The following is a 21,189-nucleotide window of genomic DNA, read 5'->3' on the forward strand; positions in this document are numbered from 1 at the left end:
ATTTTCAAAGTCCTTTTGATAGTGGTCAGGCGGTCGGGTCGTTCTCAGGCTTCCCGGTCGCCGTCTTTTTGCCCTACATAGTCCGGCGCAGGGCTTGCCGGTATCAAATTGCCAGCGCAGCCAGTGCATTAGCGGCGTGCGCCTGTCTCAAGTGTCCGTAGTGTTTTTCGATCATTGGCAAAGACGTATCAGCCAGCTTGGCGACGGTTAGCAGATCCAGCCCGTGAGCTGAGATCAGATCGGTGATAGTGCTGTGCCTCAGGCTGTAAGCTGTTGCGCCGCTGGGTAGCTCGGCAGCGGTCACGGCATCCCTCATAGGGCCTTTCCATGAGTCCTTGTTCCACGCGGCACCATCCGCTCTTGCGAAGATCGGCGCAGCGGGCAGCTTGTTTTTGCACTGTCCCGCGATGAAGTCCGCCGTTTCCTTGGGTAGCGGGATCGTGCGCGGCTTGCCGTTTTTGTCGTTGCCGATACGTAGGTTTTTCAGACGTGGCTCGAAGTCTGCCACTGTGCGGGCTGCGAGCGCACCCGGACGGAGGGGGAGGGCGCTCATAGCTCGGATGAACGTTCCAATGTCTGATGCAGCGTGCCTAACCAGCTTCTGCCGCTGGGCATGATCCAAGTAAACCTCCCGCTTCCCGCTTGCCGCTTCCACTGGGCGAAGTTTGGTATCCCAAGCCGTGCTACTGGTGATGTAGCCGTCGGCCAGCGCCAGATTCAGCGCGGCCTTTAAGTTGCTCATATCGCGGTTTAGAGATGCTGCACTGCGTTTGCGCGTGGCTTCCTTCGCTTTGTCTTGCGGCATGGCCAAAGTGCCCGCCAGCTTTGAGCGCCAATCATCTAGTACCCGGGGGGTTATTTTTGTGAGGGGCAGGCGCTCAAGCCTTTTATCGTCGAACACCCAGCGATTGAAGCGGCCTTGCGCATCTTTCGCTGTGCCGTCCCGCCCATCCTCTTTAAGCTTCTTGAGGTAGCGGCGGCAGGCTTCGCCAACTGTGATTTCATCTGTGGAGCCGCCACGTCCCAGATGTTCGAACCACTCCCGTGCGGCCTTGGATGCAACATCAAAGCGCATCGCGGGCGCCATGTCGTCAAAAGTACCGAGCGCGTGGTACTGCTGTTTTTCGTCGTCGCCTCGGCACCTCGCCAACCAAGAACCGGCGCTCTCGGAAGTGAGGCGGCGGTATCCAAGGTAACACCCAGCTGACAGCTTGTGCCAGTACGGTTCACGCCGTGGCTTTAGGCGGTCACGCGCTCCGACAGTGTTGATGCTAGCCACGATGATTCTCCAGTACGGAAATAGTACGGAAAATTATAGGCGCAATATGACTGCTTATGAAAGCTTCTCTAGAGAGAAAAGTGCATTCATGAACATTCAAAAACCGTCAATTCTCTGCCTTCACACGGCAGGGGTCGCAGGTTCAAACCCTGCATCACCCACCAGAATTTACTTATAGATCAAGGGCTTGGAACTAGTTTCAAGCCCTTTATCTTTTTGTGCTAAAAAACGATCACCGGTTGCTCCCCGGGGAGCCGGGTTTAGCGTGTCACAGTCCGTGTCACGGTGGCACAGGCTCCATGAAGAACACCTTGCGGGCCTTCGCAGCCCCGGTACCGTGCGCCGGGAAGCCAATGATGGCTCTGCGCTCAGGCTTGGCGCAGATGCCGCACGTTGCGCAGCTCACGTCGCTACGGATTGAGGCAGGGCATACAGCGACCAATCGTTCGTCGTTAGTCACACTGGGCTTGGTCTGCTCCGTTGGGAGTACCGTGACCATAGGGGCGATCTTCAATCTGGCAGTTCATCCGCGTGGGCAAGTGTGTTGGCCGAGAGGTTGATCGTGAGGCCCTGCGCGTTGGCCTTAGCGATCGCTCGCGCGTTGTGTGGGTCCAGCGGGGAGTAGTGGGTGTAGGCGAAGCCGTTGCGCCCTCGGTTGGCGTGCACGATCTGCTCGAGTGCGTCGGCATCGATCCGCACGCCATCGCCTGGGAGGTCGCCGGCTTGGCCATACCGCCAGAGTTGCCGTTTTGGCAAGCTCCGGATCTCCTCACAGAAGTGCTCCAGGCTGTGGCCTCTCGACCCCGCAGTGACTGCGTTCCAGTGTAGAGCCAGCGGACCATAGCCTGCTGCGGTGCGTCACCCTGAAAAATGCGGCGCCTAGTTGTATTTGCCTGCGTGGTCTAGCAATTCTTGCTGGTCCGCAACGACTAGGGCGTCAAGAGACTTGGCATCACGAGCAACCTCGAAGAAGAACCTATAACCGTGCGAGAAGAAAAGCATTTACATGCGATCGTATTTTTATACAATTAAAATACGTTCGTATCTTAATGCTAAATTTCAACGGAGCTCTTATGGCTTGGTTCTTTGTTTTTATCGGTGGTGTTCTTGAGGTGGGTTTCACCACGTGTATGCGCTACACAGATGGATTTCGGAATATCCCCTGGACTATCGGCTTCCTGGTCTGCATCGCCGCCAGCATGTACTTTCTTGAGTTAGCCACCAAGTCTATTCCTATCGGCACAGCTTACGCTGTCTGGACGGGCATTGGCGCGCTGGGCACCGTGCTGATCGGCATGATCTGGTTTCATGAGCCAGCGACGCTTGTGCGCGGGTTGTTGATCTTTGTTCTCGTCGGCGCGATTGCTGGCCTGAAGATCACATCGGGCCACTGAGCCCGAGTTTGTCATGGGATGTCGTTCAACCATTGACCGAGGAAAGGTCCTCGACGCAGCAGAGCGGCTAGTGACCGATTACGGTGCGGCAAGCCTAACCATTGGGGGTGTTGCAAATGCCGCGGGAATTGGAAAGAGTGGGGTGCAGTCCAGCTTCCGAAGCAAGGAAGGTTTGATCGAAGCAATGCTCATTCGATGGGGTGAGTCCTACGAAAGGAGCTTGGAAGCATTGGCTGGAAAGTCTCCCGACCCGATGAGCGCATTGCGTGCTCACGTGGGCGTCACCCTGGGCGGCGGTGAAACGAATGCGCGCGGTGCCGCACTTGTCGCTGCATTACTCCAATCGCCTCATCACTTGACTTGGGTCCGCGACTGGTATGGCAGTCGATTTCGAGATATCGATGACCTATGCAGGCTGTTAGGCATGCGAGCTCGCATGGTATTTTTTGCTACAGAAGGTTTGTTCTTTCTACACCACCTCGGGCTAATGGGCTTAAGCCCGACCGACTGGCAGCGTTACATCCATGAGATCGTCACGCTGGCCGACGCGCAGTAGGCCCTCATTTCAACCTTGACGCATTCCACAGGCGGACCCGCTGGACGATCCTCAGTTGGACTGCGTGCGAACGTTTCACCAACCTCGACCCAATCTCGCAAGTGACCTTACTCTTCTGTCCATTCGTGTTCTCTCTAATCTGCCATGGACATGCACGTGTAGAGCGCAGAAACGACAACTACCGCGACGCCTTGCTTCTTGATGTGGCGGGGGTAGTCATGACGTGTGTAGGTTTCACGATCCTGATTTTTTCGCACCTGTTTTCGGAGCTTGTTTAGGGCCAGACGTATGACTTTCATCGCCATCTCCCAGCGCCTTCAGGTCTTCAAAAACTTCTTTCCACAGTTTTTCGCTCATGGGAAAACCCACCAAGTAACGCATAAAAAATGCACCTTCAGCGGCCAAAAATGCAATTCGAAGACGCTTTTGCTCAGGCGTCTTTGCTGAAAAATCGCCCACCCTGGATGCATACCATTGGGCAGCGCTACTCACCTGAGCATCAGAGCCAGCCAAGGTTGCCAGGACGGCAGCGATACGACTACTGGCGGCTTCGGTTTCCGTCGCAGTGGTCTCGACATGGGCTCTAATACGCTCGCTCGGTGAGGGGGTGGCACCAGCCACAGCGTCGAATCGTTTCTGCTCTTGCTGAAGCCACCTTTCCAGCATGGCTTCGACAAGCGCCTCTCGGGTGCCAAATGCCGACTGCACACTGGCTTTCGAAAGGCCAGCTGCGGTGGCAACGCTGCCAAACGACAACGAAGAAGCACCTGATGCAGCGACTAGTGCTTCTGCAACATCGAGCAAATGCTCGCGATTGATAGTGCGTGGCCTGCCCAATTGGTTTCTCCCGGTATTTAAGATGCGATCGTACTAAAACGAGTGTTGAATATACCTACATAGCCTCTAAATAGAAAAACTGGTGATACAAGACCGCAAAAGAGACGTGATTCTTGGTACCGGACTCGCCGGACTGACCGTAGCCAAGGGATTGCGGGGTGTGCCCGTGCCAGGTCGCATCTGTGGAACGCGAACTTCGCAGTTCGAGGTACGGCTTTCAGAACGTGTGCAAGGATCAAATGGATGAGTTGATTGGTGCGACGTCTGCAGTGAATGCACATCCTCCTCTCCGATGGTTGCTCGTGAAACGCTCAACGCGCAGCTGCGCTGGTGAAACAGCTACAGCACTCGTTGATGTCGCGAAAGAGTGTCGCGTATTTACGGCACTTCTGCTGTTGCTTTGCGCCTTCTTCGCATCCACAACGGCCCATTCCACTCGTATCAGCCAGCAGCATGGGGCGAATGCTGCCGTGTTGGGTGGACAACCCGGACTGCTTGTTGCGGCGTTGCGTCACGTCGCCGTGGCGCAGGTTGCCATGGAGCCTGTTCAACCGAAGGGCAAGCGATGGCTTGGCTGCGGAGGCCTCGCGCCGTATAGGCATTGGCTGTGGTTTTGGGGGCAAGCATCTTGCGAACGCCCACTCACCTCCACTGAAGTAAAGCGGCCGCAAAGTGCCCTAGACAACTTCGCAGCGCGCGCACCACCTTCCTTGGCGTGACTGAACGCGCACGGCTACGTGCGCTTTTCCATTTTTGATCAGCTCGTGCGCGCGAGGCCGCTCTCGCTCGTGCCAAGGAAACACCATGAAAAACTCCAGAATCATGGTGACGATCTACGTCGTCGCCATCTTGGCGGGCATTCTCTTTGCCCTCCCAAATCTCTTTTCCGCATCCGTTTTGGAGCGCTTCCCTGCATTCATGCCCACAAGCAAAGTGGCTTTGGGACTTGACCTAAGGGGTGGTTCTCACCTCGTTCTCGAAGTGGATGCTGCAGATCTTCAGAAAGAGCGGATGCGCAACTTGGCAGAGGATGCACGACGCACTCTGCGCGAGAGTGGCATCGCGGCTACTTCATTTCAGGCCGAGCGCCAACACCTGACCATCACGCTGAGAGATCCATCCCAGCGCTCCAAGGCGATTGATGCCTTGGAGACCCTGGTCAACTCCATCGGAAATGGACGAACCGATCTGAAAATTGCTGCGCGCAAAGATAGTGTGTTGGAACTCACACTGACCGAAGAGGGTGTATACGCGGCGACTTCGTCCGCCGTAGAACAGAGCCTGGAAATCATTCGCCAGCGGGTCGACCAAGTGGGCGTCGCCGAGCCGAGCATCCAGCGTGTCGGTGTGGACAGAATTTTGGTTCAGTTGCCCGGTCTTCAAGATCCAAGCCAGCTGCGTGCGCTGCTTGGATCTACCGCAAGAATGAGTTTCCACATGCTGGAGGAGCCGGAGGCTGCAGGTGTTCAATTGCTCAAAGATGAGAAGGGCAATGTGTATCCGGTGCAAAGCCGTGTTGAACTCGCCGGTGACCGTCTATCTGATGCCCGGGTACGTTTCGATCCCAAAACCAACGAGCCCATCATCAACTTCCGATTTGACAGCGCTGGTGGAAGGTTGTTTGCAGAAATCACGCGCGCGAACGTTGGAAAACCATTCGCCATCGTGCTGGATGGCAAGGTGTTAAGTGCGCCTGTGATCAGAGAGCCGATAACCGGTGGTATGGGCCAGATCTCTGGCAATTTCACAGTCCAGGAGGCAGGGACGCTTTCGGCACTGCTACGCGCCGGCGCACTGCCCGCGAAACTGACAACCATTGAAGAACGCAATGTTGGCGCCGACCTGGGAAGTGATGTCATTGAAAAAGGAATTTACGCAGGCATCGCGGCATTTGCACTGGTCTTCCTGTTCATGTTCGCGCTATACGGTACTTGGGGACTGGTCGCCAATCTTGCGTTGGCGCTCAACGTAGTGCTGACGCTTGCGGCGCTCAGCGTCATAGGTGCGACGCTCACACTGCCCGGCATTGCCGGAATCGTGCTGGGAATTGGCCTGGCGGTTGATGCGAACGTGCTGATCAATGAGCGGATTCGAGAGGAAACCCAGAAAGGGCGCAGCGCTTTGGCGGCCATTGATACAGGATTCAAAAAAGCCTATGCCACCATCATGGATAGCAACGTCACCGCGTTGATTGCGACCGCACTCATGTTCTGGTTCGGCTCCGGGCCCGTGCGAGGGTTCGCAGTGACGATGGCCATTGGGCTGGTCATCTCTATGTTTACGGCAGTATCCATCGTGAAAGTGATCATGATCGCGATTACACGTGGATGGCGCCTCAAGATGATCAATATCCGTCCGCTCTTCGGATTCAAATTGATCAAGGACGGCACCCACATCAACTTCATGAAGGCCCGCTTCATCGGCTTGGCGATCTCTTTGGTGCTCTCAGCGGCATCCGTCGCTCTTTTCTTCAACCCCGGCCTGAACTATGGAATCGATTTCCGTGGGGGGATTCAAATGGAGGTTCAGACCAGCGCTCCAGCAGACCTAAGCGATCTTCGTGCACGGCTCGATAAGCTTGGACTTGGCGAGGTGGCGTTGCAGGAGTTCGGTGACGGGAACCGTTTGCTTGTGCGTGTAGAACGCCAACCGGGAGGAGAAGAAGCGCAGACCATGGCAGTTGAGTCCCTGAAGGATGCATTGAAGGCGGCTGATGCCGGTGCCGAAATTGAGCGCTCTGAGGTCGTCGGTCCGAAAGTCAGCGGCGAGTTGGCCACCGCCGGCATTCTTTCGGTTGCTTTAGCCAGCATAGCCATGCTCATCTACATCTGGATTCGGTTTGAATGGCCATTCGCCGTCGGCGCGATCGTCACACTGATTTTGGACCTGACCAAGACAGTTGGGTTCTTCGCGCTTACGGGGCTGGATTTCAATTTGACAGCCATAGCGGCACTTCTCACCCTGGTGGGTTACTCCGTGAACGACAAGGTTGTGGTGTATGACCGCATGCGCGAGAACCTTCGTCTGCGTAAAACCATGCCATTGCGGGACATAATCAACTTGTCTATCAACGAGACACTGGCTCGCAGTCTCTACACATCGGCAACAGCACTTCTCGCCATGCTCCCGCTTGCGATTTGGGGCGGTCCCGCTGTGGAGAGCTTTGCCGTTCCCATGGTGTTCGGCATTGTGATAGCCGCTTCGTCCTCTGTGTTTATCGCGGCGCCCATCCTCCTTTTTCTGGGAGATTGGCGAACACGTCGAGCCGCCTCGCGTCGGATTTCTTCTTTAACGAAAGAATCGCCGATTGACCGAGTCCTGATCGATTAACGCAGTACGATTTTCGCGGGCAATGTTATTCACCGTCATTGCCCGCGTCTCCATCTGCAGCGGCCCAAAGTTCATCGCCAGCAGCCAGGGATGGCCATTGCTCCGCCGCTCAACAACGAGGCGGTGAAGGGTTCACTCAGCCATATGCCGGAAAACACCATACCGAACAGTGGCACCAGCGTCATGTAAGCTGCAGTCGCTCCGGCCCCCAACACTTTCACACCATGCAGGTATCAGGCGTAGGCTAAAGCCGTGGCTCCCAACGCCGCCGCGGCGATGCTGTATCAGGCGGATGAAGGCGCATTCGGTAGTTTGACCCGTGCAGCAGGCCCTTCCAGCACCAGACTTGCAATGAGCAGCAGTACCGCTCCGATGGTTGCGGTTACTGCTGTAGTGGTGAGTGAATCGACGGTGGCCAGCGCCATTCGACCAATCAAGGTGTACGCCACCCAGCACCCAGCACAGCCCAACAACAACAGCTCTCCCGCACCCGATTGACCTGGTTGCAAGACAGCCATTGAGCCGCCGCTGAGTGCATACAGCGCGCCCGTAACTGCCAAGATCAACCCTACCACTATGGGTTTGTTCACTTTCTCGCGAAACAGCAGTACCGTGAACAGCATGATCAGCACCGGGTTGAGCGCCACCACCATGGCGGCTTTTCCAGCAGGAACGCTTTTTAGCGCCAGTAGGAAGAAAATGGAGTAACCCAATACACCCACGGTTGATGCACAGGTCAAGCCAATCCATTGACGAGAGTGAAGTGCGCGCAACGAACCCAGGCCCCGGCTGCGGTAAAGCCACAGCAACAGCACAACGCTTGTCCATATAAACCGCAGACAGGCCGCGGTGAGCGCCGGCATGGCCTGCGCTACGACACGGCCCCAAGGCCAAGAGGCGCCCCACAGAGCCGCCATACCAACCAAACCCATGTGCGTGAGATATGGTGAAGAGTTCATGGAAGTTACTATCCACTTATTCCATCGTGCACCAGCACCTTCATGCGGTTGGCCCGTCGATTGGCAAACAGGTAGGCATGGTGCGGGCGTGCTGCACCGAAGACCAGTACCACGCGGGCCCAGAGCGGTCTCGGTACCCGCTCGCATGTCCAGCGGCTCGGTGGCCAGCCACAGCGCATCGATACGGATCATTTGAGCAGCTCTCGTATCCACACGGCGCACTGCTCGGCCTGCAGCACGGGCCAGTTCAGTGTGATGCTGGTGGCGCCACGGCGCTGCTCGATTCGGATGTCAGGGGTGACTGCGTACGCCGCTGGCGGCAGTGGTACTGCAACGAACGAAGGGGCATGCGCTGCAGGTAATGCCTCACAGGATTGGCGACGCCATTTATGAACGATGTTGGCATTGATGCCGTGGGAGAGGGCAATGCCCGCCACCGATGCACCTGGCTCAGCGTACTGAACAAGAATCTGCTTTTTGAGCTCGGGTCTGTATCTGCGCCGGCTCTTCCTGGCTTCTTCATGGTGCCCACCTAAATCCGTTTGGTGGACACCATCGTTGCCGTTTAAGACAATCCATTCAAGGTTGGGATGGCCGGCCGCTTACGGTTGGCGCAGCTGCCGCACGTTGCGCAGCTCACGTCGCTACGGACTGAGGCAGGGCACACAGCGACCGATCGTTCGTCGTTAGTCATACTCGGCTTGATCTGCTCCGTTGGGAGCACGGTGACCACAGGGGCGATCTTCCTATCTGGCCAGTTCATCCGCATGGGCGAGGGTGTTGGCTGAGAGGTTAATCGGAAAGCCCTGCGCTATACAGGAGGTTACCGCGTCACCCTTGAGAACCCTACGCAAGATGCGTACAATTTCTTCATGGAAGCCGTTTTCGTAGAGTTACCAGCCTTTTCCCGTCATAGAGCGGAATATATGGATGACGAAGGCTTCCGTGGCTTGCAAGCGGCCATGATGAAGAACCCCGAAGCTGGCGATGTGATTGAGGGGACTGGTGGTCTACGCAAGCTGCGGCATGGTGATCCTCGCAGAGGCAAAGGGAAGTGCGGCGGATTGCGGGTGATCTACTACTGGTGGGACAGCAGCGCTCAATTCTGGTTGTTCACCCTATACGATAAAGATGAAATGGATGATCTGGATGCAAAAACGAAACGCGCATTCAGGGATGGCTTGAAAGCACACTTGGAGAAACGCAGATGAAACCGAAACGCAGTCTTGCCGCGGAACTGATGGAAGGGCTGGAAGCCCTTGAAGCTGATCGCGTTGGCAAGGTAACCTTGCGCAAGCACGTTGCCGAAATCAGGCCTGCACCGGAGGTGAGTGCAGCCGAATTGCTCGCGCTACGCGAGCGCCTGCACCTATCACGCCCGGTGTTCGCAGGCTATCTGCGCATCAACCCGCGTACCTTGGAAAACTGGGAGCAGGGCCGAGCCAAGCCGAACGCCCAAGCGGCTGTTCTCATTCGCTTGGTGGAAAAATTTCCTGACACCATGCAGAGGTTGGCAACGGTCTGAGATCGGAGGAATGAGAGGCGGGGCACACAGCGACCAATCGTTCGTCGTTTGTCACGCTCTGCTTGATCTGCTCCGTTGCAGCTACTTATTCAGGTCGCTCAGCAGTTTACGGATTTCGAGCTTCAACAGAGCGATCTCTTCGCGGGGCTGATGTCCCAGGCTTTCCCGTTCCACCAACAAAGAATCGCGCTTGGCACGAAGTGCCTTGACCTCTAGGTCACAGCGGTCTGGCTTCATCCATTCAGTCTTGATGCGCGCGTTAATCTCATCGCGCAGCCGGGTGATCAACTGGTGCGCTTCTTCGCGAGCTGCCCTCTCGGTTTTGTCTTTATCAAACATTCGGTCTCCTTTTTATTTAAGTAATCATAAAGGATTACTTTGAAGAATGGAAAGCCTGCGTGCGAGTATGTCTAAGCAGCAAGGAGCCGCTGTTGTTCCTAGGCAATGCAGGCGAGCCTCACTAACGTCCTGTTTGAGCATTGCGGATACCCCCAGCAAAGCCTTTGTCCTACTGACAAAAAGTATGCAGGTCGTTAGCTTCGTGTCATGCCGAAGGATTCGAGAACTTCCCTGTAATGGAGGTTCGAGATGTGCCTAGATAGCGGTCGCAAATGCCCAGGTTTCACGTCGCCGCTTCATGCGCTTCATGCGCTTCGTGATCTTGTTACCTAGCGGTGGAGCACTCACTGCCGCAAGCGAAACCGATTTCGTTTCCGTGATCTGTGGTCCCCCTGGATGGAGGCATTGCTGTCGGGCCCGATATTTTCGTGACTACTTAGGAGATGCTCAATGAACCCGCTCATCAAGAAAGATATCGATCCTTCCGCTCCGGTACCGGCACGGGTTGAGCAGCGCACTGGCATCACTACCGTGCAACAGGAACCTGACGCTGGCCCTGAAAACCAAGGCGCCACTGAAGCTTCTCTTCCTCATGAGCACGATCAATCCGTACCCATGACAGGCAACACCCCGCACCCTGAGGTGGAGCAGGCCTTTGAGGATCTGGAACGAGGGTTGCAAGACACCGACAGTGCCCTGCAAGCACACAACGTTTACCGAAGGAAAAAATAGCATTTGGCGCGTATTTGTGCCTTGTGATCGTCTCCTATGAATTACGCCAGAACTGATGCCCGTCGTCGTGGCCTCCATCAAGAATTTACCCCTTTGAACCTTGCGAACGATTGGGGTGTTCCCAACACCTTTAAAGTGCGGTCCGCTCGAAGCGTTGTACTGGGCGGCATGCGAGATTTAACTTTGTACGATTTCGAGTTAAAGGCTCCATTCGGGGTGATCGAGCTGTTGGGTAGCCGTGCTGGCGCGCTCCGGACAATATTGCTGGCGGTTTTCTCGGACGATCTCTTGTCGAACGCTGCAACCTTCAGGCTGAGTGAAGAATATGCGGTGGGAACACTAGGCCTGCCCATTTCGATGTTCGCTGCAGTGAATCAACTGGTCTCTACCAACAGCGCTCATTTCCGCATTAGCAGCAACGCAAGCCTCAACGCGATCTCAACAGACGCCTCGTTTTGTGATGGCTCCGTCGTGGAGTAGATGCGGGAATGAGCAGGGATAGGCATAGCCGTCCTAAGACGTCGCTGACGCTTGTCCTTGGGTTTGTACTCATGCCGTTGTAGACGCCTAAACGCGCATGTGTGTTCGGTAGAGAGAGTCATCTTGGACGGGCTTCTGTCCCACATGGTGCCCGGCATGAGGATGACGCTGTTTCCACAGGGAAGCCCTAGGGTTGAATTAGCTGGCGAACTTGCTGGCGATTTCTTCAAGGATTTAAACCAAGGACTTTCCATATGACTACTTCTAATCAACTGAAAAAACTTCTCGCCGGTCTGGCTACGGTTGCCATTGTGGGTACTGCAGTGGCGCAGGGCGCAGCACCTACTGCCCCTCCTGGTGGGGTTCCTGCTTCAGGTGAGCAAACATCACGCAGTACCTATGACATGGGCACCATGGGAAACCGCAGTGACCATATGGGTCGCTCCGGCAGCGTCACCAAAGGCAACCTGCCAGCCTCAGGTGAGCAAAACGCACGCGGTGCATCCGGTAACTGGGATGACCGCAGCCACAGCATGCGTAGCGGCAATACTGGAAAAGCGCCTGCTTCAGGTGAGCAACCTCTTTGGAGTTTGACCACCAATGACTCCCACATGACTAAGCCAGCGCGTAAAGCCCCTCTGTAAGCCCCGCATGTCCCTCCTTGCTGAGGCACGGTGCCGTGCCTCGCCCGAAGGCCATTCGTATTCGATTAACGCGTGACATCACCGTTCAGGTTTTGTGATGTTGCTTGCGATTTTGTTCTACATGCAAACCAAGGATTTCCTAAATGACTACCTCGAATCAACTGAAAATGCTGCTGGCTGCGTTGGCTACCGTAGCCGTGGTGGGTGCCGCAGTGGCTCAAGGCACAGCGCCCGCCACTCCTCCACCTGGTGGTACACCTGCCGCAGGTGAGCAAAATGCACGGGGCGCATCTGGCAACATGGGCACGCCCAGTGGCAACACAGGTAGCACCGGTAGTGCCACTACAGGCACCACCGGCAGTGGTACTTCTTCCAATTCCGGCACTTCCGGGATGAGCGGTACCTCTAATTCCACCATGACCCCTGGCGGCTCCACAGGAGCCATGTCCGGTAGTGGAGCTAACCCTCCTAGACCTGCCCGCGCAGACCGCAATTAAGTCATTGGCTCAGTTCGGAACCCGAAACCGGGGACGCCCGGGTTTCGTCCGTATGACCGGGTTAAGGGAGCGCCTCGGTGAACAAGCCGCCGTACTGTTTGCGAAGCTCGTTCTTCTGAACTTTTCCGGTGCCGCCTACGGGCAGCGTTTCTAGAAAAACCACATCTTCAGGCATCCACCATTTGGCAACGCGGTCGCTCAGGAATTCGAGCACCTCGTTCTTTCCAAAGTCTTGCCCGGGCTTGCGAACCACGAGTAGAAGAGGGCGCTCGTCCCACTTGGGGTGCTTGATGCCAATGACTGCCGCCATGGCTACCCCGGGGTGCGCAACGACAGCGTTCTCGAGATCAATCGAGCTGATCCATTCGCCACCGCTCTTGATGACGTCTTTCGTGCGATCGCGGATGGTCATGGTGCCATCGGCATCGATGGTGGCAATGTCGCCAGTGGGAAACCAGCCATTCACCAGGGCAGTTTCCTCTGCCTTGTAATAACGCTCCACGATCCAATGTCCGCGAACCATGAGTTCACCCTGGCTGGTGCCGTCTCTGGGTAATGTGGCGCCGCTTTCATCCACCACTTTGATTTCTATCCCGCTCGTCACCTTTCCTTGTCGGGCCACTATCGCATGGCGTTGCTCTGCCGGTAATTCCCAGTCGCTTGCGCTCAGATTACTCAAGGTGGCGATGGCCGTGGTTTCTGTCATTCCCCATCCGTGGCGAACTTCCACGCCATAAACATCGTTGAATTTTTCGATCAGTGCACGCGGCATGGCCGAACCACCCACACAGGTGCGCCGCATGGTGGTGAAGCGCAAACCGGCTTGTTCAACATGTTGCAACAGCCCCATCCAGATGGTGGGCACGCCCGCACTGATGGTGACGCGCTCGCTCTCCATCAACTCATGCAGGCTGGCGCCATCCAGGCGCGGCCCCGGCAAAACAAGCTTGGTGCCTGCGAGCATGGCCGAGTAGGGGATGCACCATGCGTTGATATGGAACATGGGTACCACGGGCAGAATAGCTTCGCGCGTGGACAGGCCCAGCACATCAGGCAAGCCTGATGTGGTCGCGTTCAAGACGATGGCGCGGTGGGAGTAGAGAACGCCTTTGGGATTGCCGGTGGTCCCAGAGGTATAGCAAAGCGCAGCACCCGTTCGCTCGTCAAACTCCGGCCATTCGAAGGTGTCAGCTTGCGTGGCAATCAGGCTCTCGTAGGAAACCACGGTTGGCGAGCCTTGCCCGCTTGGAAGGTGCTCATCATCGCTCAGGCACACCCAGTGCTTAACGTGTGGGCACTGCGGTGCAATGGCTGCCACCAGCGGGGCAAAGGTGCTGTCAAAAAGCACCATTTGATCTTCTGCATGGTTCAGGATGTAGGCCAACTGGGTTGGGTGCAGCCGCGGGTTGCAGGTGTGCATCACCATGCCGCTGCCAGAGACCGCGTAGTAGGCTTCCAGGTGACGATGGTTGTTCCACGCTATGGATGCCACCGCATCACCTTCCTTCAGCCCCAGCGTGCGCAGCGCATTGGCGAGTTTGCGTACTCGGCGGGCGATCTGGGCGTAGGTGTGGCGCACCGTGGTGCCGTGGGTCTCGCGTGACACCACCTCCTGGGTGGCGTGTTGCGCAGCGCCGTGCTCCAGAATGCTGGAGATCAGCAGCGGGCGCTCCATCATTGAACTTTGGTTTTTCGTCATTTTGTGTCTCCTCAATTTTTGTTGGCAACCAATCTTTCAGTCGAAATCCTAACGCCAATCAGGTTCCACTAAAAACACTCAAGCGTGTTGCCTACGCGTCTGCAAGCTTGGCCATCTGGCCGGAAAAGCGTTTGCCCTGAGCCGTTGTAGCGTACCCCCATGTTGTCCCAGCAGCCGGTGTCATCACACCGGCTGATCACACTGGGTTGGGAGCGTGCAGCGCGCTCTATAGCTCTTGAGCGGCGGTTCTCTGCATCAATTTCAGAGGCAGATTTACCTGGCCAGGGGTTGAACCCGCATACCCGGCTAGCCTCAGCGCGGTCGTTGTCGATCTTTGCCGGGGAGGCTGAGGCGCTTTGCGTATTGGCATTGCGAATGGCCAGTTGGCAGCCGGGTGAATCCCGGTCGTTGCTGGTGGGTACTGTGCGGGTGGCAGGTGCGGCGACTACCGGGCGCCCTGGTTGCTGCGTTGGCTGCTGTTGCTGTTGCTGCTGCTGTTGGATATAGCGTTCATTGCGCTCCCAGTCCATTTGGGTTTCTATGGTGTTCTCTTGCAGTTTGATGACCCCGCCAGTCGAGGTGTTGGCACATGGCGCATCGCTATAGGCCAGCTTGCCGTCTGGCCCTTTGCACCGGTGAACCTGGGCGTTGGAGGCGCTGGCCATCAGCGTAAGAAAAACCGCTGCAACCACTGCCTTGATGATCCGGGCTGAGCCGAGTTTGAGGTACATCATGTCTCACTGAGGCATAAATTTAATAAAAGCAAAACGGCACCCTTGGGTGCCGTTTGCATTGAATCACACTGGGTGAAGATTACTTCAAACCAAGCGCCGTTTTGCGAGTTTGCTCTGCGCCTTTAAATGCTGTCGTTACCGCATTCAGCAATTCGGTACGGGGGGTCAGCTTGTCTACCTGTAAATTTCCGCCCTTGCCGCCATAGTTGTCCGTATAGGCCTGATTGGCTGCGCGGTCACCCAGCGCAATGGAGTTCAGCCCAAAGCCTTCTTCATCCCAGTATTTGTTTGGAAATCCGTTGGGAGTGGGTGTGCCTTCCTGGCGATCATTGCGGTTGCTTCCGCCTGACTGTTTCCACCATTCGTCGCTCCACTCGAAGTAGAACATGCCGGTCACAGCAGGGTGCTTGAACGAAGCGTTGATCAGCGGGCCAACCGCATTGGCCGTTGCCTTGACAGTGGCCTCATCAGAGTAGATGGAAAGCGGGTCGCCCGAAGTGCGATGGCCCGTGGCCGGAAGGCCGTACTCGGTCATGATGATAGGGCGGGCAGCGTCACCCTGCTTGGCTTTCAGCCAAGGGTCTAGCGCAGAAGCCACTTGCTCGGCCTGGAACACATTCACGCCGTAGTAGTCGATCGACTGAGCGTTAGCTTTGCGGTATTCAACCGTTTTCTCAGCGAACACGGGGTCATCATTGAAAGCCCAGCCGATCAGTTTGTTGGGTGCCAGGGCTTTGGCGCGATCAGCATATTTCTTCACTTGAGCCCAGTAGTGCACTGGGTAGGTATGAAGCTGTTGCCAGTAAACGGCCAGGTCGTCGGAGCCTTCGCACTTGCGATCCGTCAAGGTTGTTGGAGCAGGAGGCACAGGATCCGCATAGTGGCACGAACCGCCCACTTCATTGAAGATGGTGAACCCAATCACGGCTGGGTGGTCCCTCATTTGCTCAATGGTGGCGGTGAAGTTGTTGTCCCAGAACTCGATCTCCTTGGCTTTTACCGGAAGATCAAACACAGACTTCACGAACATCGTGTCTGGCATGGGAATACCCACGATCACATACACCGGGTTCACGCCGTTGTTCCAGGCTTCATCCAGGAATTTCTTGTGCTGGCGCACCAGCAAAGACCCCGGCGCATTGATTTCCGCTGGCGTAGGGGTGGAGCCATCATTCTTGATGAAGTTGGCAATCAGGGAATAGGTGCGCAGGGAATTGAATCCATGCTTGCGGATGTTTTCCAGATCGCGTTTCCAGACGAGCTCAAAATCCAGGAAGCCGCCGGGGGTGTCCCAGAAGAGATCGCCAAAGCTGGGGCCATCTTTATTGGAAGAACCAATGGGGGCAGGGGAGTAGGCTACGCCCTTGGCCAGAAAATCTTGCGCGGCACCGCCGTTAACAGCCACCTTCAGGCTAGCGATACCCGTGTCATCCATAGAGGCTTGCCACTTGGTTGTGGAAGGCCCTGCAGTGGTAGGTACGGGGCTGGCAGAACCTCGTGCCCCATCCCATGCAATGGGTTCATCATCATTTGCCAAGGAATAGCCGCCATTGCGCAGGTAATCCACCGTGGCAGATTTTGCGGTGAGGGGCACATTCTGGATGGCCACAGTGGGGCCAGCCAAAACCTCGACTGGGCCATGCACCACGGCGCCGCTGGCATCCAGGAACTTGACCTGCATGCTGTCGACCCCGGCCGGAAGGGCCGCGGCCGCTTTTTGCAGCGAACCGGTTTTTGCGCTCGCAAGGTGAGAGATCGTGACTTCTCCGGTGCCCACGGTGTCGGAGCCGCCACCACAGCTTGCGAGCAAGAAAGCGCTCGCAAGTGCGGCGGCAAGGAGCGCGCGCGGGGCTGAAAGCTGGTGTGGCATAAGAGTATTTCCTTGGTTTTCGGCACGCCGCTCGCGCTTGAAAATATCGCTATGCAGGTACTGAACTTAATACGGTGTATCTCAATATAACAGCGTCTGGAAAAAATTTATAGACGAGTATTACCTTGGTATTCAATTGGAGTTGGGGGAATTTCAACGGTGGAGCACGCACTTGGTCGGCATGGGCGACAACGCAAAAATCTCCGCGATAACGGGCGAGGCCAGGTGAAATTGAGGAGACGGCTGCTTGAACTACAAAAATCCGTTCCGGCTGAGGTTCTATGTTTTTGGTCTATCCCCGCATGCCATTGAAACAAAAAAACCGTTCGGGCTGAGCTTGTCGAAGCCTTGCGCAGCGCTTCTCCAGGCTCAGCCCGAACGGTGTTTGTCGAATGAAAGCGATTCGGTCTTAGTCGACCCGGGCGCCTGACCTCTTCACCACTGGCTCATAGCGCACCCGCTCACGCGTCATGAAAGAGCCAAACTGCTCCGGCGTAGTGGGCACAGGCTCAGCCATGAGTTGTTCAAAGCGTTGCTGCGTTTCCGGTGCCTTCAATGCAGTAGTAAAGGCCGCATTGAGCTTGTCGATCACATCTTTAGGCGTGCCCGCAGGAGCCACCAGACCCCACCAGGTTTCCACCTCAAAGCCTTTGAGTGTTTCCGCAATAGCAGGTACCCCAGGCAACAGGGGCGAGCGCTTGGCTGTAGTCACCGCCAAAGGCTTGAGCTTGCCTGCCTTGATGTTGCTGGAAGCCGCAGCCAGGTTGTCAATATTGAAATCCACCTGCCCAGACAGCAGGGCCAATTGCGCAGGGTTGCCGCCGTTGTAGGGAATGTGCACCGCAAAGATGCCGGCGCCTTGCTTGAACATCTCTCCCGCCAGATGGCCGGCCGAGCCGTTTCCGCCGGAGCCGTAGTTGAGCTTGCCAGGGTTTTTCTTGGCGTAGGCAATCAGATCAGCCAGGGAATTGATGTTCAGGCGAGTAGCAGCGTCTGCGTTCATCACCAGCACGTTGGGCACGCGCACCATCTGCGTGATGGGCGCGAAATCCTTGCCCGCATCAAACGGCATCTTGCTGAAGAGCCACGGGTTGATGGCGTGGGTGGCCACAGCTGAAATACCGATGGTGTGGCCATCTGGCGCCGCCTTGGCCACCAGATCGCTACCTATGTTGCCGCCACCGCCGGGTTTGTTGTCAATGATGACCGGGCCACCAAGCGAATCCTTCACGCGCTCAGCCAGCGCACGCGCTGTGACATCGATAGGGCCACCCGGTGCGTAGGGCACGATCAGGCGAATAGGCTTACCTGTTTGGGCGATGGCGCTGACAGAAGCGGCCAGGGCGATGCTGGCTATAAAAAGGGAACGTCTTTGCATGGTGTTTGAGAGCGAGAAAAATTCGGTTTGGTGAGAGAGCCCCTCGTCAGCAAGTCGCTAGCCAGCGAATCGCCTGCGATGGGGCCTCTCTTTAATTGCCGGCGCCGCAGTGTGGGCGCCAGCCTGACTTATTCTGCCTTGAACCCAGAAGCCTTGATCGGCTGTTCCCAGCGCTTCAGGTGCGATGCCTGCATGGAAGCCAGTGCAGCCGCAGGCGCGTGGTTTGGCACCAGACCAAAGCCGTAGATCTTGTCTTGCACGGTTTGGTCTTTCAGAGCTTCAGCAACGGCGCGGTCAATTTTTGCAACTACGTCAGCAGGCATGCCGGGAGGTCCATAGAGGCCAAAGAAGGCATCGGCCACCATGTTGATGCCTTGCTCCTTCAGCGTAGGCACATCAGGCAGGGCTTTGGAGCGCTGCTCGCCCGTGACGGCCAAGATGCGCACCTTGCCTGCTTTGTGGTGTTCCAGGGTTTCAGAAGCGGTATCTACCATCAGCGGAATCTGCCCGCCAATCAAATCCTGAGCGGCAGGAGCGCCACCGCGATAAGCCACGTGAGTCAGCGGCACGCCAGCAGCCTGCCCCAGCAGCAGGCCTGCAAAGTGCGGCACCGTGCCTGCACCGGAGGTGCCGTAGTTCGCCTTGCCGGGGTTGGCCTTCATCCACGCCAGTACGGATTTCAGATCTCCACCTGTGGCGCCCGGGCCAGCGGTAACTGCGAAATCGAACGTAGTCACGCCTGAAATGGGCGTGAAATCCTTGATAGGGTCATACCCAATATTGCTGTAAAGCCAGGGCGCAATCACCATGGCACCACTAGGAGATAGCGCCAAAGTCTGCCCATCTGGGGCGGCGCGTTTTAGTTCTCCCAGCACCAAACGCCCAGCCGCGCCCGGCTTGTTTTCAACCAGCACATTCTGGCCAAGCGAAGCGCGCATTTTTTCAGCCAGCAGCCTGCCCACCACATCTACCGAGCCGCCTGGCGGAAACCCGATCAGGATTTTTATGGTTTTCTCTTGAGCGAAGGCAAGCGGCGAAGCGAATGCACCAGCGAGAGCAACAGTGGCCAAGGCGGCGAGGGCGCGGCGTTTCATAGGGAGTCTCCGTTGTAATGATCGTTTGTTGGCATAGTATCCAATACGGAAGCTAGCGAACACTAGTGCTATTTTCAAGCATCCCACATTCAAAAACGAGGAGACACAATGACCATCATCGACGTCCATACCCACATGTTCACGCACAAATGGCTTGAACTTCTGAAGGCCAACGCCGGTATGTACAACGTGAAAACCCGCCCAGATGGCCAGCACGAGATTTTCCGTGGCGATACGCCGGTGGTGATCCCGCAGAAAGGGCACTTCGATTGGAAGCTGCGCATTCAGCACATGGATAAGGCAGGCATTGATGTGTCTGTGGTTTCGCTCACTTGCCCCAATGTGTACTGGGGCGGAGAAGAAATCAGCGTACAAGCCGCACGTGAGGCCAATGACAACGTGGCGGATGCCCAGCGCGAATACCCAGACCGCATCCGCTGGTTTGCCTCTCTGCCTTGGGAATACCCACAGCGCGCCGTGGAGGAGCTGGAACGTTGCTGCGCCAAAGGCGCTGTAGGCGTCATGGTGCTGGCCAACGTGGCCGGCAAAAGCCTCACAGACCCCATGTTTGCCCCCATCTGGGCAGCCATCGACAAGCGGGCGCTTCCCGTGCTGGTGCACCCCACAGATCCCCCCGGCGTAGACGCCATGGACATGACCAAGTTCGATTTGAGCTGGTCTGTGGGCTTTATGTTCGACACCACCCTGGCCATCACCCGGATGATCTTCGAAGGGTTCTTTGACCGATACCCCAATATGAAGATCATTGCCTCCCACGGCGGTGGCACGCTGCCGTACCTGGTGGGCAGATTTGAAAAAGGCGATGAGGTAGAACTGCCCCAACGCCGCCAGATGAAGCGCAAGCCCACGGATTACCTGCGCCACATCTACTACGACAATATTACGTACAACCTGGGCGCATTGAAGTACCTGGTGGATGTGGTGGGAGAAGAGCACGTCATGCTGGGCACAGATTGGCCGCATTGGGTGCACGACACCGCTGGCGCCCTGGCCAATACCGCACAGCTGCCGGCATCTCAGATGCGCGCCATCCGCGGCGCGAATGCGCTGAGGGTGTTTGGGCTCTGATGAGCCCTTCACCTGTCGCTTCCAAAATTGATGGTTTTGAATTTAGAAAGGTTTATTAATGCTGCTTGATGCCGATGATTGCCAACTTGTCCTGATCGACTATCAGGCACGCCTCATGCCCGCCATTGATGGGCGTGAATTTGTACTGGCCAACGCGCTGAAGCTGGCGCGCATGGCCAGGCTGCTTCAGGTGCCTGTGTGGGGCACGGAGCAAAACCCAGCAAAGCTTGGCGGCTTGGACCAGCCCCTGGCGGAACTGTGCGACACCATCGTCGCCAAGATGGCCTTCAGCGGCGCAGAAGAGCTGCTGCCTCTGCTGCGCCCAGCTCCCAAACCCCAGCGCGGCGGCAACGCACGCAGCTTGCCCAAGCATCTTCAAAAACCTGCGGAGCCTGAGGCCCCAGAGCGCAACACCATCGTGATTGCCGGCTGCGAAGCCCATGTGTGCCTAATGCAAACGGCCCTCGTATTGCTGGAAGAAGAGTGCGATGTCTGGGTGGTCACAGACGCCTGCGGCTCGCGCACTGAGCGCAATCGTGATGCCGCTTACGACCGCCTGGCCGGAGCGGGCTGCGAGCTGGTCACCACAGAGATGGTGTGCTTTGAATGGATAGGCTCGGCGGAGCATCCGGCGTTTAAAGACATGCAAGCCCTGATTAAATAAAGTGAGCTTTTGACTGAGGTGCACGGCGCCTCGGTCAGTTTTGCGCAAGCCTTCAAGCCATAATTATGAATTCAAAATGAGTTGAGCCT

At 56.6% G+C, this 21,189-nt stretch carries 23 protein-coding genes and 1 pseudogene; 11 read left to right on the plus strand and 13 right to left on the minus strand.

All coding sequences use genetic code 11. The annotated features are described in order from the left end of the window. Window positions 1-103: 103 nt before the first annotated feature. Window positions 104-1,279, minus strand: coding sequence for a tyrosine-type recombinase/integrase (locus G518_RS0128175; protein ID WP_051237495.1), 1,176 nt, complete (start codon window positions 1,277-1,279; stop codon window positions 104-106). A gap of 280 nt (window positions 1,280-1,559) precedes the next feature. Continuing rightward, window positions 1,560-2,113, minus strand: a pseudogene (locus G518_RS41590) (DUF7227 family protein). A 239-nt stretch (window positions 2,114-2,352) separates the two neighbouring features. Here G518_RS41590 and G518_RS0128195 point away from each other — a divergent pair. Both G518_RS0128195 and G518_RS0128200 read left to right on the plus strand, forming a co-directional pair. Then, window positions 2,353-2,673 carry a DMT family transporter gene (locus G518_RS0128195; protein ID WP_028605327.1) on the plus strand — a complete coding sequence of 107 codons (321 nt, stop codon included), beginning with the start codon at window positions 2,353-2,355 and terminating at the stop codon, window positions 2,671-2,673. Between the two features lie 13 nt (window positions 2,674-2,686). After that, window positions 2,687-3,229 (plus strand): TetR/AcrR family transcriptional regulator, encoded by a 543-nt coding sequence (locus G518_RS0128200; protein WP_028605328.1) that lies wholly within the window; start codon window positions 2,687-2,689, stop codon window positions 3,227-3,229. A gap of 234 nt (window positions 3,230-3,463) precedes the next feature. On the opposite strand, the gene G518_RS37390 is transcribed toward G518_RS0128200, so the two are convergent. Both G518_RS37390 and G518_RS40235 read right to left on the minus strand, forming a co-directional pair. Next, window positions 3,464-4,066 (minus strand): TetR/AcrR family transcriptional regulator, encoded by a 603-nt coding sequence (locus tag G518_RS37390; RefSeq protein ID WP_084652356.1) that lies wholly within the window; start codon window positions 4,064-4,066, stop codon window positions 3,464-3,466. A gap of 311 nt (window positions 4,067-4,377) precedes the next feature. Beyond that, window positions 4,378-4,668, minus strand: a complete 291-nt coding sequence (locus G518_RS40235; protein WP_156909572.1) for a hypothetical protein — start codon at window positions 4,666-4,668, stop codon at window positions 4,378-4,380. A 202-nt stretch (window positions 4,669-4,870) separates the two neighbouring features. On the opposite strand from G518_RS40235, the gene secD reads away from it, so the two are divergent. Continuing rightward, window positions 4,871-7,396, plus strand: coding sequence for a protein translocase subunit SecD (gene secD / locus G518_RS37395; protein WP_036596351.1), 2,526 nt, complete (start codon window positions 4,871-4,873; stop codon window positions 7,394-7,396). A 284-nt stretch (window positions 7,397-7,680) separates the two neighbouring features. Here the strand turns inward: secD and G518_RS41620 are convergent, their stop codons facing one another. The 3 genes from G518_RS41620 to G518_RS41595 all read right to left on the minus strand — a co-directional run bounded on the left by G518_RS41620 (window position 7,681) and on the right by G518_RS41595 (window position 9,124). Next, on the minus strand, window positions 7,681-8,355 hold the full coding sequence (locus tag G518_RS41620; RefSeq protein WP_245598148.1) for a DMT family transporter: 675 nt from the start codon (window positions 8,353-8,355) through the stop codon (window positions 7,681-7,683). 188 nt (window positions 8,356-8,543) lie between these two features. Then, window positions 8,544-8,930 carry an IS66-like element accessory protein TnpA gene (tnpA, locus tag G518_RS40240; RefSeq protein ID WP_156909573.1) on the minus strand — a complete coding sequence of 129 codons (387 nt, stop codon included), beginning with the start codon at window positions 8,928-8,930 and terminating at the stop codon, window positions 8,544-8,546. Next, window positions 8,921-9,124: a DUF7227 family protein gene (locus G518_RS41595; RefSeq protein ID WP_425414314.1), complete on the minus strand. Its 204-nt coding sequence runs from the start codon at window positions 9,122-9,124 to the stop codon at window positions 8,921-8,923. The genes tnpA and G518_RS41595 overlap by 10 nt, the downstream gene beginning before the upstream one ends. Window positions 9,125-9,227: 103 nt before the next feature. Between G518_RS41595 and G518_RS37405 the strand changes: the two genes are divergently transcribed. Together G518_RS37405 and G518_RS0128240 are read left to right on the plus strand one after the other, a co-directional pair. Then, window positions 9,228-9,566, plus strand: a complete 339-nt coding sequence (locus G518_RS37405; protein ID WP_036596353.1) for a toxin — start codon at window positions 9,228-9,230, stop codon at window positions 9,564-9,566. After that, window positions 9,563-9,880 carry a helix-turn-helix domain-containing protein gene (locus tag G518_RS0128240; RefSeq protein ID WP_028605332.1) on the plus strand — a complete coding sequence of 106 codons (318 nt, stop codon included), beginning with the start codon at window positions 9,563-9,565 and terminating at the stop codon, window positions 9,878-9,880. Before G518_RS37405 ends, G518_RS0128240 begins: the two co-directional genes overlap by 4 nt. Window positions 9,881-9,961: 81 nt before the next feature. Here the strand turns inward: G518_RS0128240 and G518_RS0128245 are convergent, their stop codons facing one another. Next, the gene (locus G518_RS0128245; protein ID WP_028605333.1) at window positions 9,962-10,219 is read right to left on the minus strand and encodes a hypothetical protein; all 258 of its coding nucleotides are present in this window, start codon (window positions 10,217-10,219) and stop codon (window positions 9,962-9,964) included. Window positions 10,220-10,669: 450 nt separating this feature from the next. Here G518_RS0128245 and G518_RS0128250 point away from each other — a divergent pair, with 450 nt between their 5' ends. The 4 genes from G518_RS0128250 to G518_RS0128265 all read left to right on the plus strand — a co-directional run bounded on the left by G518_RS0128250 (window position 10,670) and on the right by G518_RS0128265 (window position 12,572). After that, the gene (locus tag G518_RS0128250) at window positions 10,670-10,951 is read left to right on the plus strand and encodes a hypothetical protein (protein WP_028605334.1); all 282 of its coding nucleotides are present in this window, start codon (window positions 10,670-10,672) and stop codon (window positions 10,949-10,951) included. Between the two features lie 93 nt (window positions 10,952-11,044). Further along, window positions 11,045-11,431 (plus strand): hypothetical protein, encoded by a 387-nt coding sequence (locus tag G518_RS38880; RefSeq protein WP_156909574.1) that lies wholly within the window; start codon window positions 11,045-11,047, stop codon window positions 11,429-11,431. A 254-nt stretch (window positions 11,432-11,685) separates the two neighbouring features. Beyond that, the gene (locus tag G518_RS0128260; RefSeq protein ID WP_028605335.1) at window positions 11,686-12,075 is read left to right on the plus strand and encodes a hypothetical protein; all 390 of its coding nucleotides are present in this window, start codon (window positions 11,686-11,688) and stop codon (window positions 12,073-12,075) included. A 143-nt stretch (window positions 12,076-12,218) separates the two neighbouring features. Next, complete coding sequence (locus G518_RS0128265; protein ID WP_028605336.1) at window positions 12,219-12,572, plus strand: hypothetical protein; 354 nt, start codon at window positions 12,219-12,221, stop codon at window positions 12,570-12,572. A 61-nt stretch (window positions 12,573-12,633) separates the two neighbouring features. Here G518_RS0128265 and G518_RS0128270 read toward each other — a convergent pair whose 3' ends face one another. The 5 genes from G518_RS0128270 to G518_RS0128290 all read right to left on the minus strand — a co-directional run bounded on the left by G518_RS0128270 (window position 12,634) and on the right by G518_RS0128290 (window position 19,347). Beyond that, window positions 12,634-14,271: a long-chain-fatty-acid--CoA ligase gene (locus tag G518_RS0128270; protein ID WP_028605337.1), complete on the minus strand. Its 1,638-nt coding sequence runs from the start codon at window positions 14,269-14,271 to the stop codon at window positions 12,634-12,636. 68 nt (window positions 14,272-14,339) lie between these two features. Then, window positions 14,340-15,002 carry a DUF4124 domain-containing protein gene (locus tag G518_RS0128275; RefSeq protein WP_169458020.1) on the minus strand — a complete coding sequence of 221 codons (663 nt, stop codon included), beginning with the start codon at window positions 15,000-15,002 and terminating at the stop codon, window positions 14,340-14,342. An 82-nt stretch (window positions 15,003-15,084) separates the two neighbouring features. Then, window positions 15,085-16,875, minus strand: coding sequence for a glycoside hydrolase 5 family protein (locus tag G518_RS0128280; protein WP_028605339.1), 1,791 nt, complete (start codon window positions 16,873-16,875; stop codon window positions 15,085-15,087). A 409-nt stretch (window positions 16,876-17,284) separates the two neighbouring features. Continuing rightward, a complete protein-coding gene (locus G518_RS0128285) occupies window positions 17,285-18,253 on the minus strand; it encodes a Bug family tripartite tricarboxylate transporter substrate binding protein (RefSeq protein ID WP_028605340.1) in 969 nt (322 codons plus the stop codon). 128 nt (window positions 18,254-18,381) lie between these two features. After that, window positions 18,382-19,347 carry a Bug family tripartite tricarboxylate transporter substrate binding protein gene (locus G518_RS0128290; RefSeq protein ID WP_028605341.1) on the minus strand — a complete coding sequence of 322 codons (966 nt, stop codon included), beginning with the start codon at window positions 19,345-19,347 and terminating at the stop codon, window positions 18,382-18,384. Window positions 19,348-19,455: 108 nt separating this feature from the next. On the opposite strand from G518_RS0128290, the gene G518_RS0128295 reads away from it, so the two are divergent. Then, window positions 19,456-20,436, plus strand: coding sequence for an amidohydrolase family protein (locus tag G518_RS0128295; RefSeq protein WP_028605342.1), 981 nt, complete (start codon window positions 19,456-19,458; stop codon window positions 20,434-20,436). Between the two features lie 58 nt (window positions 20,437-20,494). After that, window positions 20,495-21,100, plus strand: a complete 606-nt coding sequence (locus G518_RS0128300; RefSeq protein ID WP_028605343.1) for an isochorismatase family protein — start codon at window positions 20,495-20,497, stop codon at window positions 21,098-21,100. Window positions 21,101-21,189: the final 89 nt, after the last annotated feature.

The sequence above is a fragment of the Ottowia thiooxydans DSM 14619 genome, assembly GCF_000422885.1.
GTDB lineage: Bacteria > Pseudomonadota > Gammaproteobacteria > Burkholderiales > Burkholderiaceae_C > Ottowia > Ottowia thiooxydans.

Bases quoted from the DNA above. Each gene is read 5' to 3' on its own strand.
- G518_RS0128195 (WP_028605327.1), top strand. From the start codon at position 2,353: ATGGCTTGGTTCTTTGTTTTTATCGGTGGTGTTCTTGAGGTGGGTTTC.
- G518_RS0128200 (WP_028605328.1), top strand. From the start codon at position 2,687: ATGGGATGTCGTTCAACCATTGACCGAGGAAAGGTCCTCGACGCAGCA.
- G518_RS41620 (WP_245598148.1), bottom strand. From the start codon at position 8,355: ATGAACTCTTCACCATATCTCACGCACATGGGTTTGGTTGGTATGGCG.
- G518_RS0128250 (WP_028605334.1), top strand. From the start codon at position 10,670: ATGAACCCGCTCATCAAGAAAGATATCGATCCTTCCGCTCCGGTACCG.
- G518_RS0128295 (WP_028605342.1), top strand. From the start codon at position 19,456: ATGACCATCATCGACGTCCATACCCACATGTTCACGCACAAATGGCTT.
- G518_RS0128280 (WP_028605339.1), bottom strand. From the start codon at position 16,875: ATGCCACACCAGCTTTCAGCCCCGCGCGCGCTCCTTGCCGCCGCACTT.
- G518_RS37405 (WP_036596353.1), top strand. From the start codon at position 9,228: ATGGAAGCCGTTTTCGTAGAGTTACCAGCCTTTTCCCGTCATAGAGCG.
- G518_RS0128290 (WP_028605341.1), bottom strand. From the start codon at position 19,347: ATGAAACGCCGCGCCCTCGCCGCCTTGGCCACTGTTGCTCTCGCTGGT.
- G518_RS0128275 (WP_169458020.1), bottom strand. From the start codon at position 15,002: ATGTACCTCAAACTCGGCTCAGCCCGGATCATCAAGGCAGTGGTTGCA.
- G518_RS0128240 (WP_028605332.1), top strand. From the start codon at position 9,563: ATGAAACCGAAACGCAGTCTTGCCGCGGAACTGATGGAAGGGCTGGAA.
- G518_RS0128245 (WP_028605333.1), bottom strand. From the start codon at position 10,219: ATGTTTGATAAAGACAAAACCGAGAGGGCAGCTCGCGAAGAAGCGCAC.
- secD (WP_036596351.1), top strand. From the start codon at position 4,871: ATGAAAAACTCCAGAATCATGGTGACGATCTACGTCGTCGCCATCTTG.
- G518_RS41595 (WP_425414314.1), bottom strand. From the start codon at position 9,124: ATGCGGATGAACTGGCCAGATAGGAAGATCGCCCCTGTGGTCACCGTG.
- G518_RS0128300 (WP_028605343.1), top strand. From the start codon at position 20,495: ATGCTGCTTGATGCCGATGATTGCCAACTTGTCCTGATCGACTATCAG.
- G518_RS40235 (WP_156909572.1), bottom strand. From the start codon at position 4,668: ATGCCTATACGGCGCGAGGCCTCCGCAGCCAAGCCATCGCTTGCCCTT.
- G518_RS0128260 (WP_028605335.1), top strand. From the start codon at position 11,686: ATGACTACTTCTAATCAACTGAAAAAACTTCTCGCCGGTCTGGCTACG.
- G518_RS0128270 (WP_028605337.1), bottom strand. From the start codon at position 14,271: ATGACGAAAAACCAAAGTTCAATGATGGAGCGCCCGCTGCTGATCTCC.
- G518_RS0128265 (WP_028605336.1), top strand. From the start codon at position 12,219: ATGACTACCTCGAATCAACTGAAAATGCTGCTGGCTGCGTTGGCTACC.
- G518_RS0128285 (WP_028605340.1), bottom strand. From the start codon at position 18,253: ATGCAAAGACGTTCCCTTTTTATAGCCAGCATCGCCCTGGCCGCTTCT.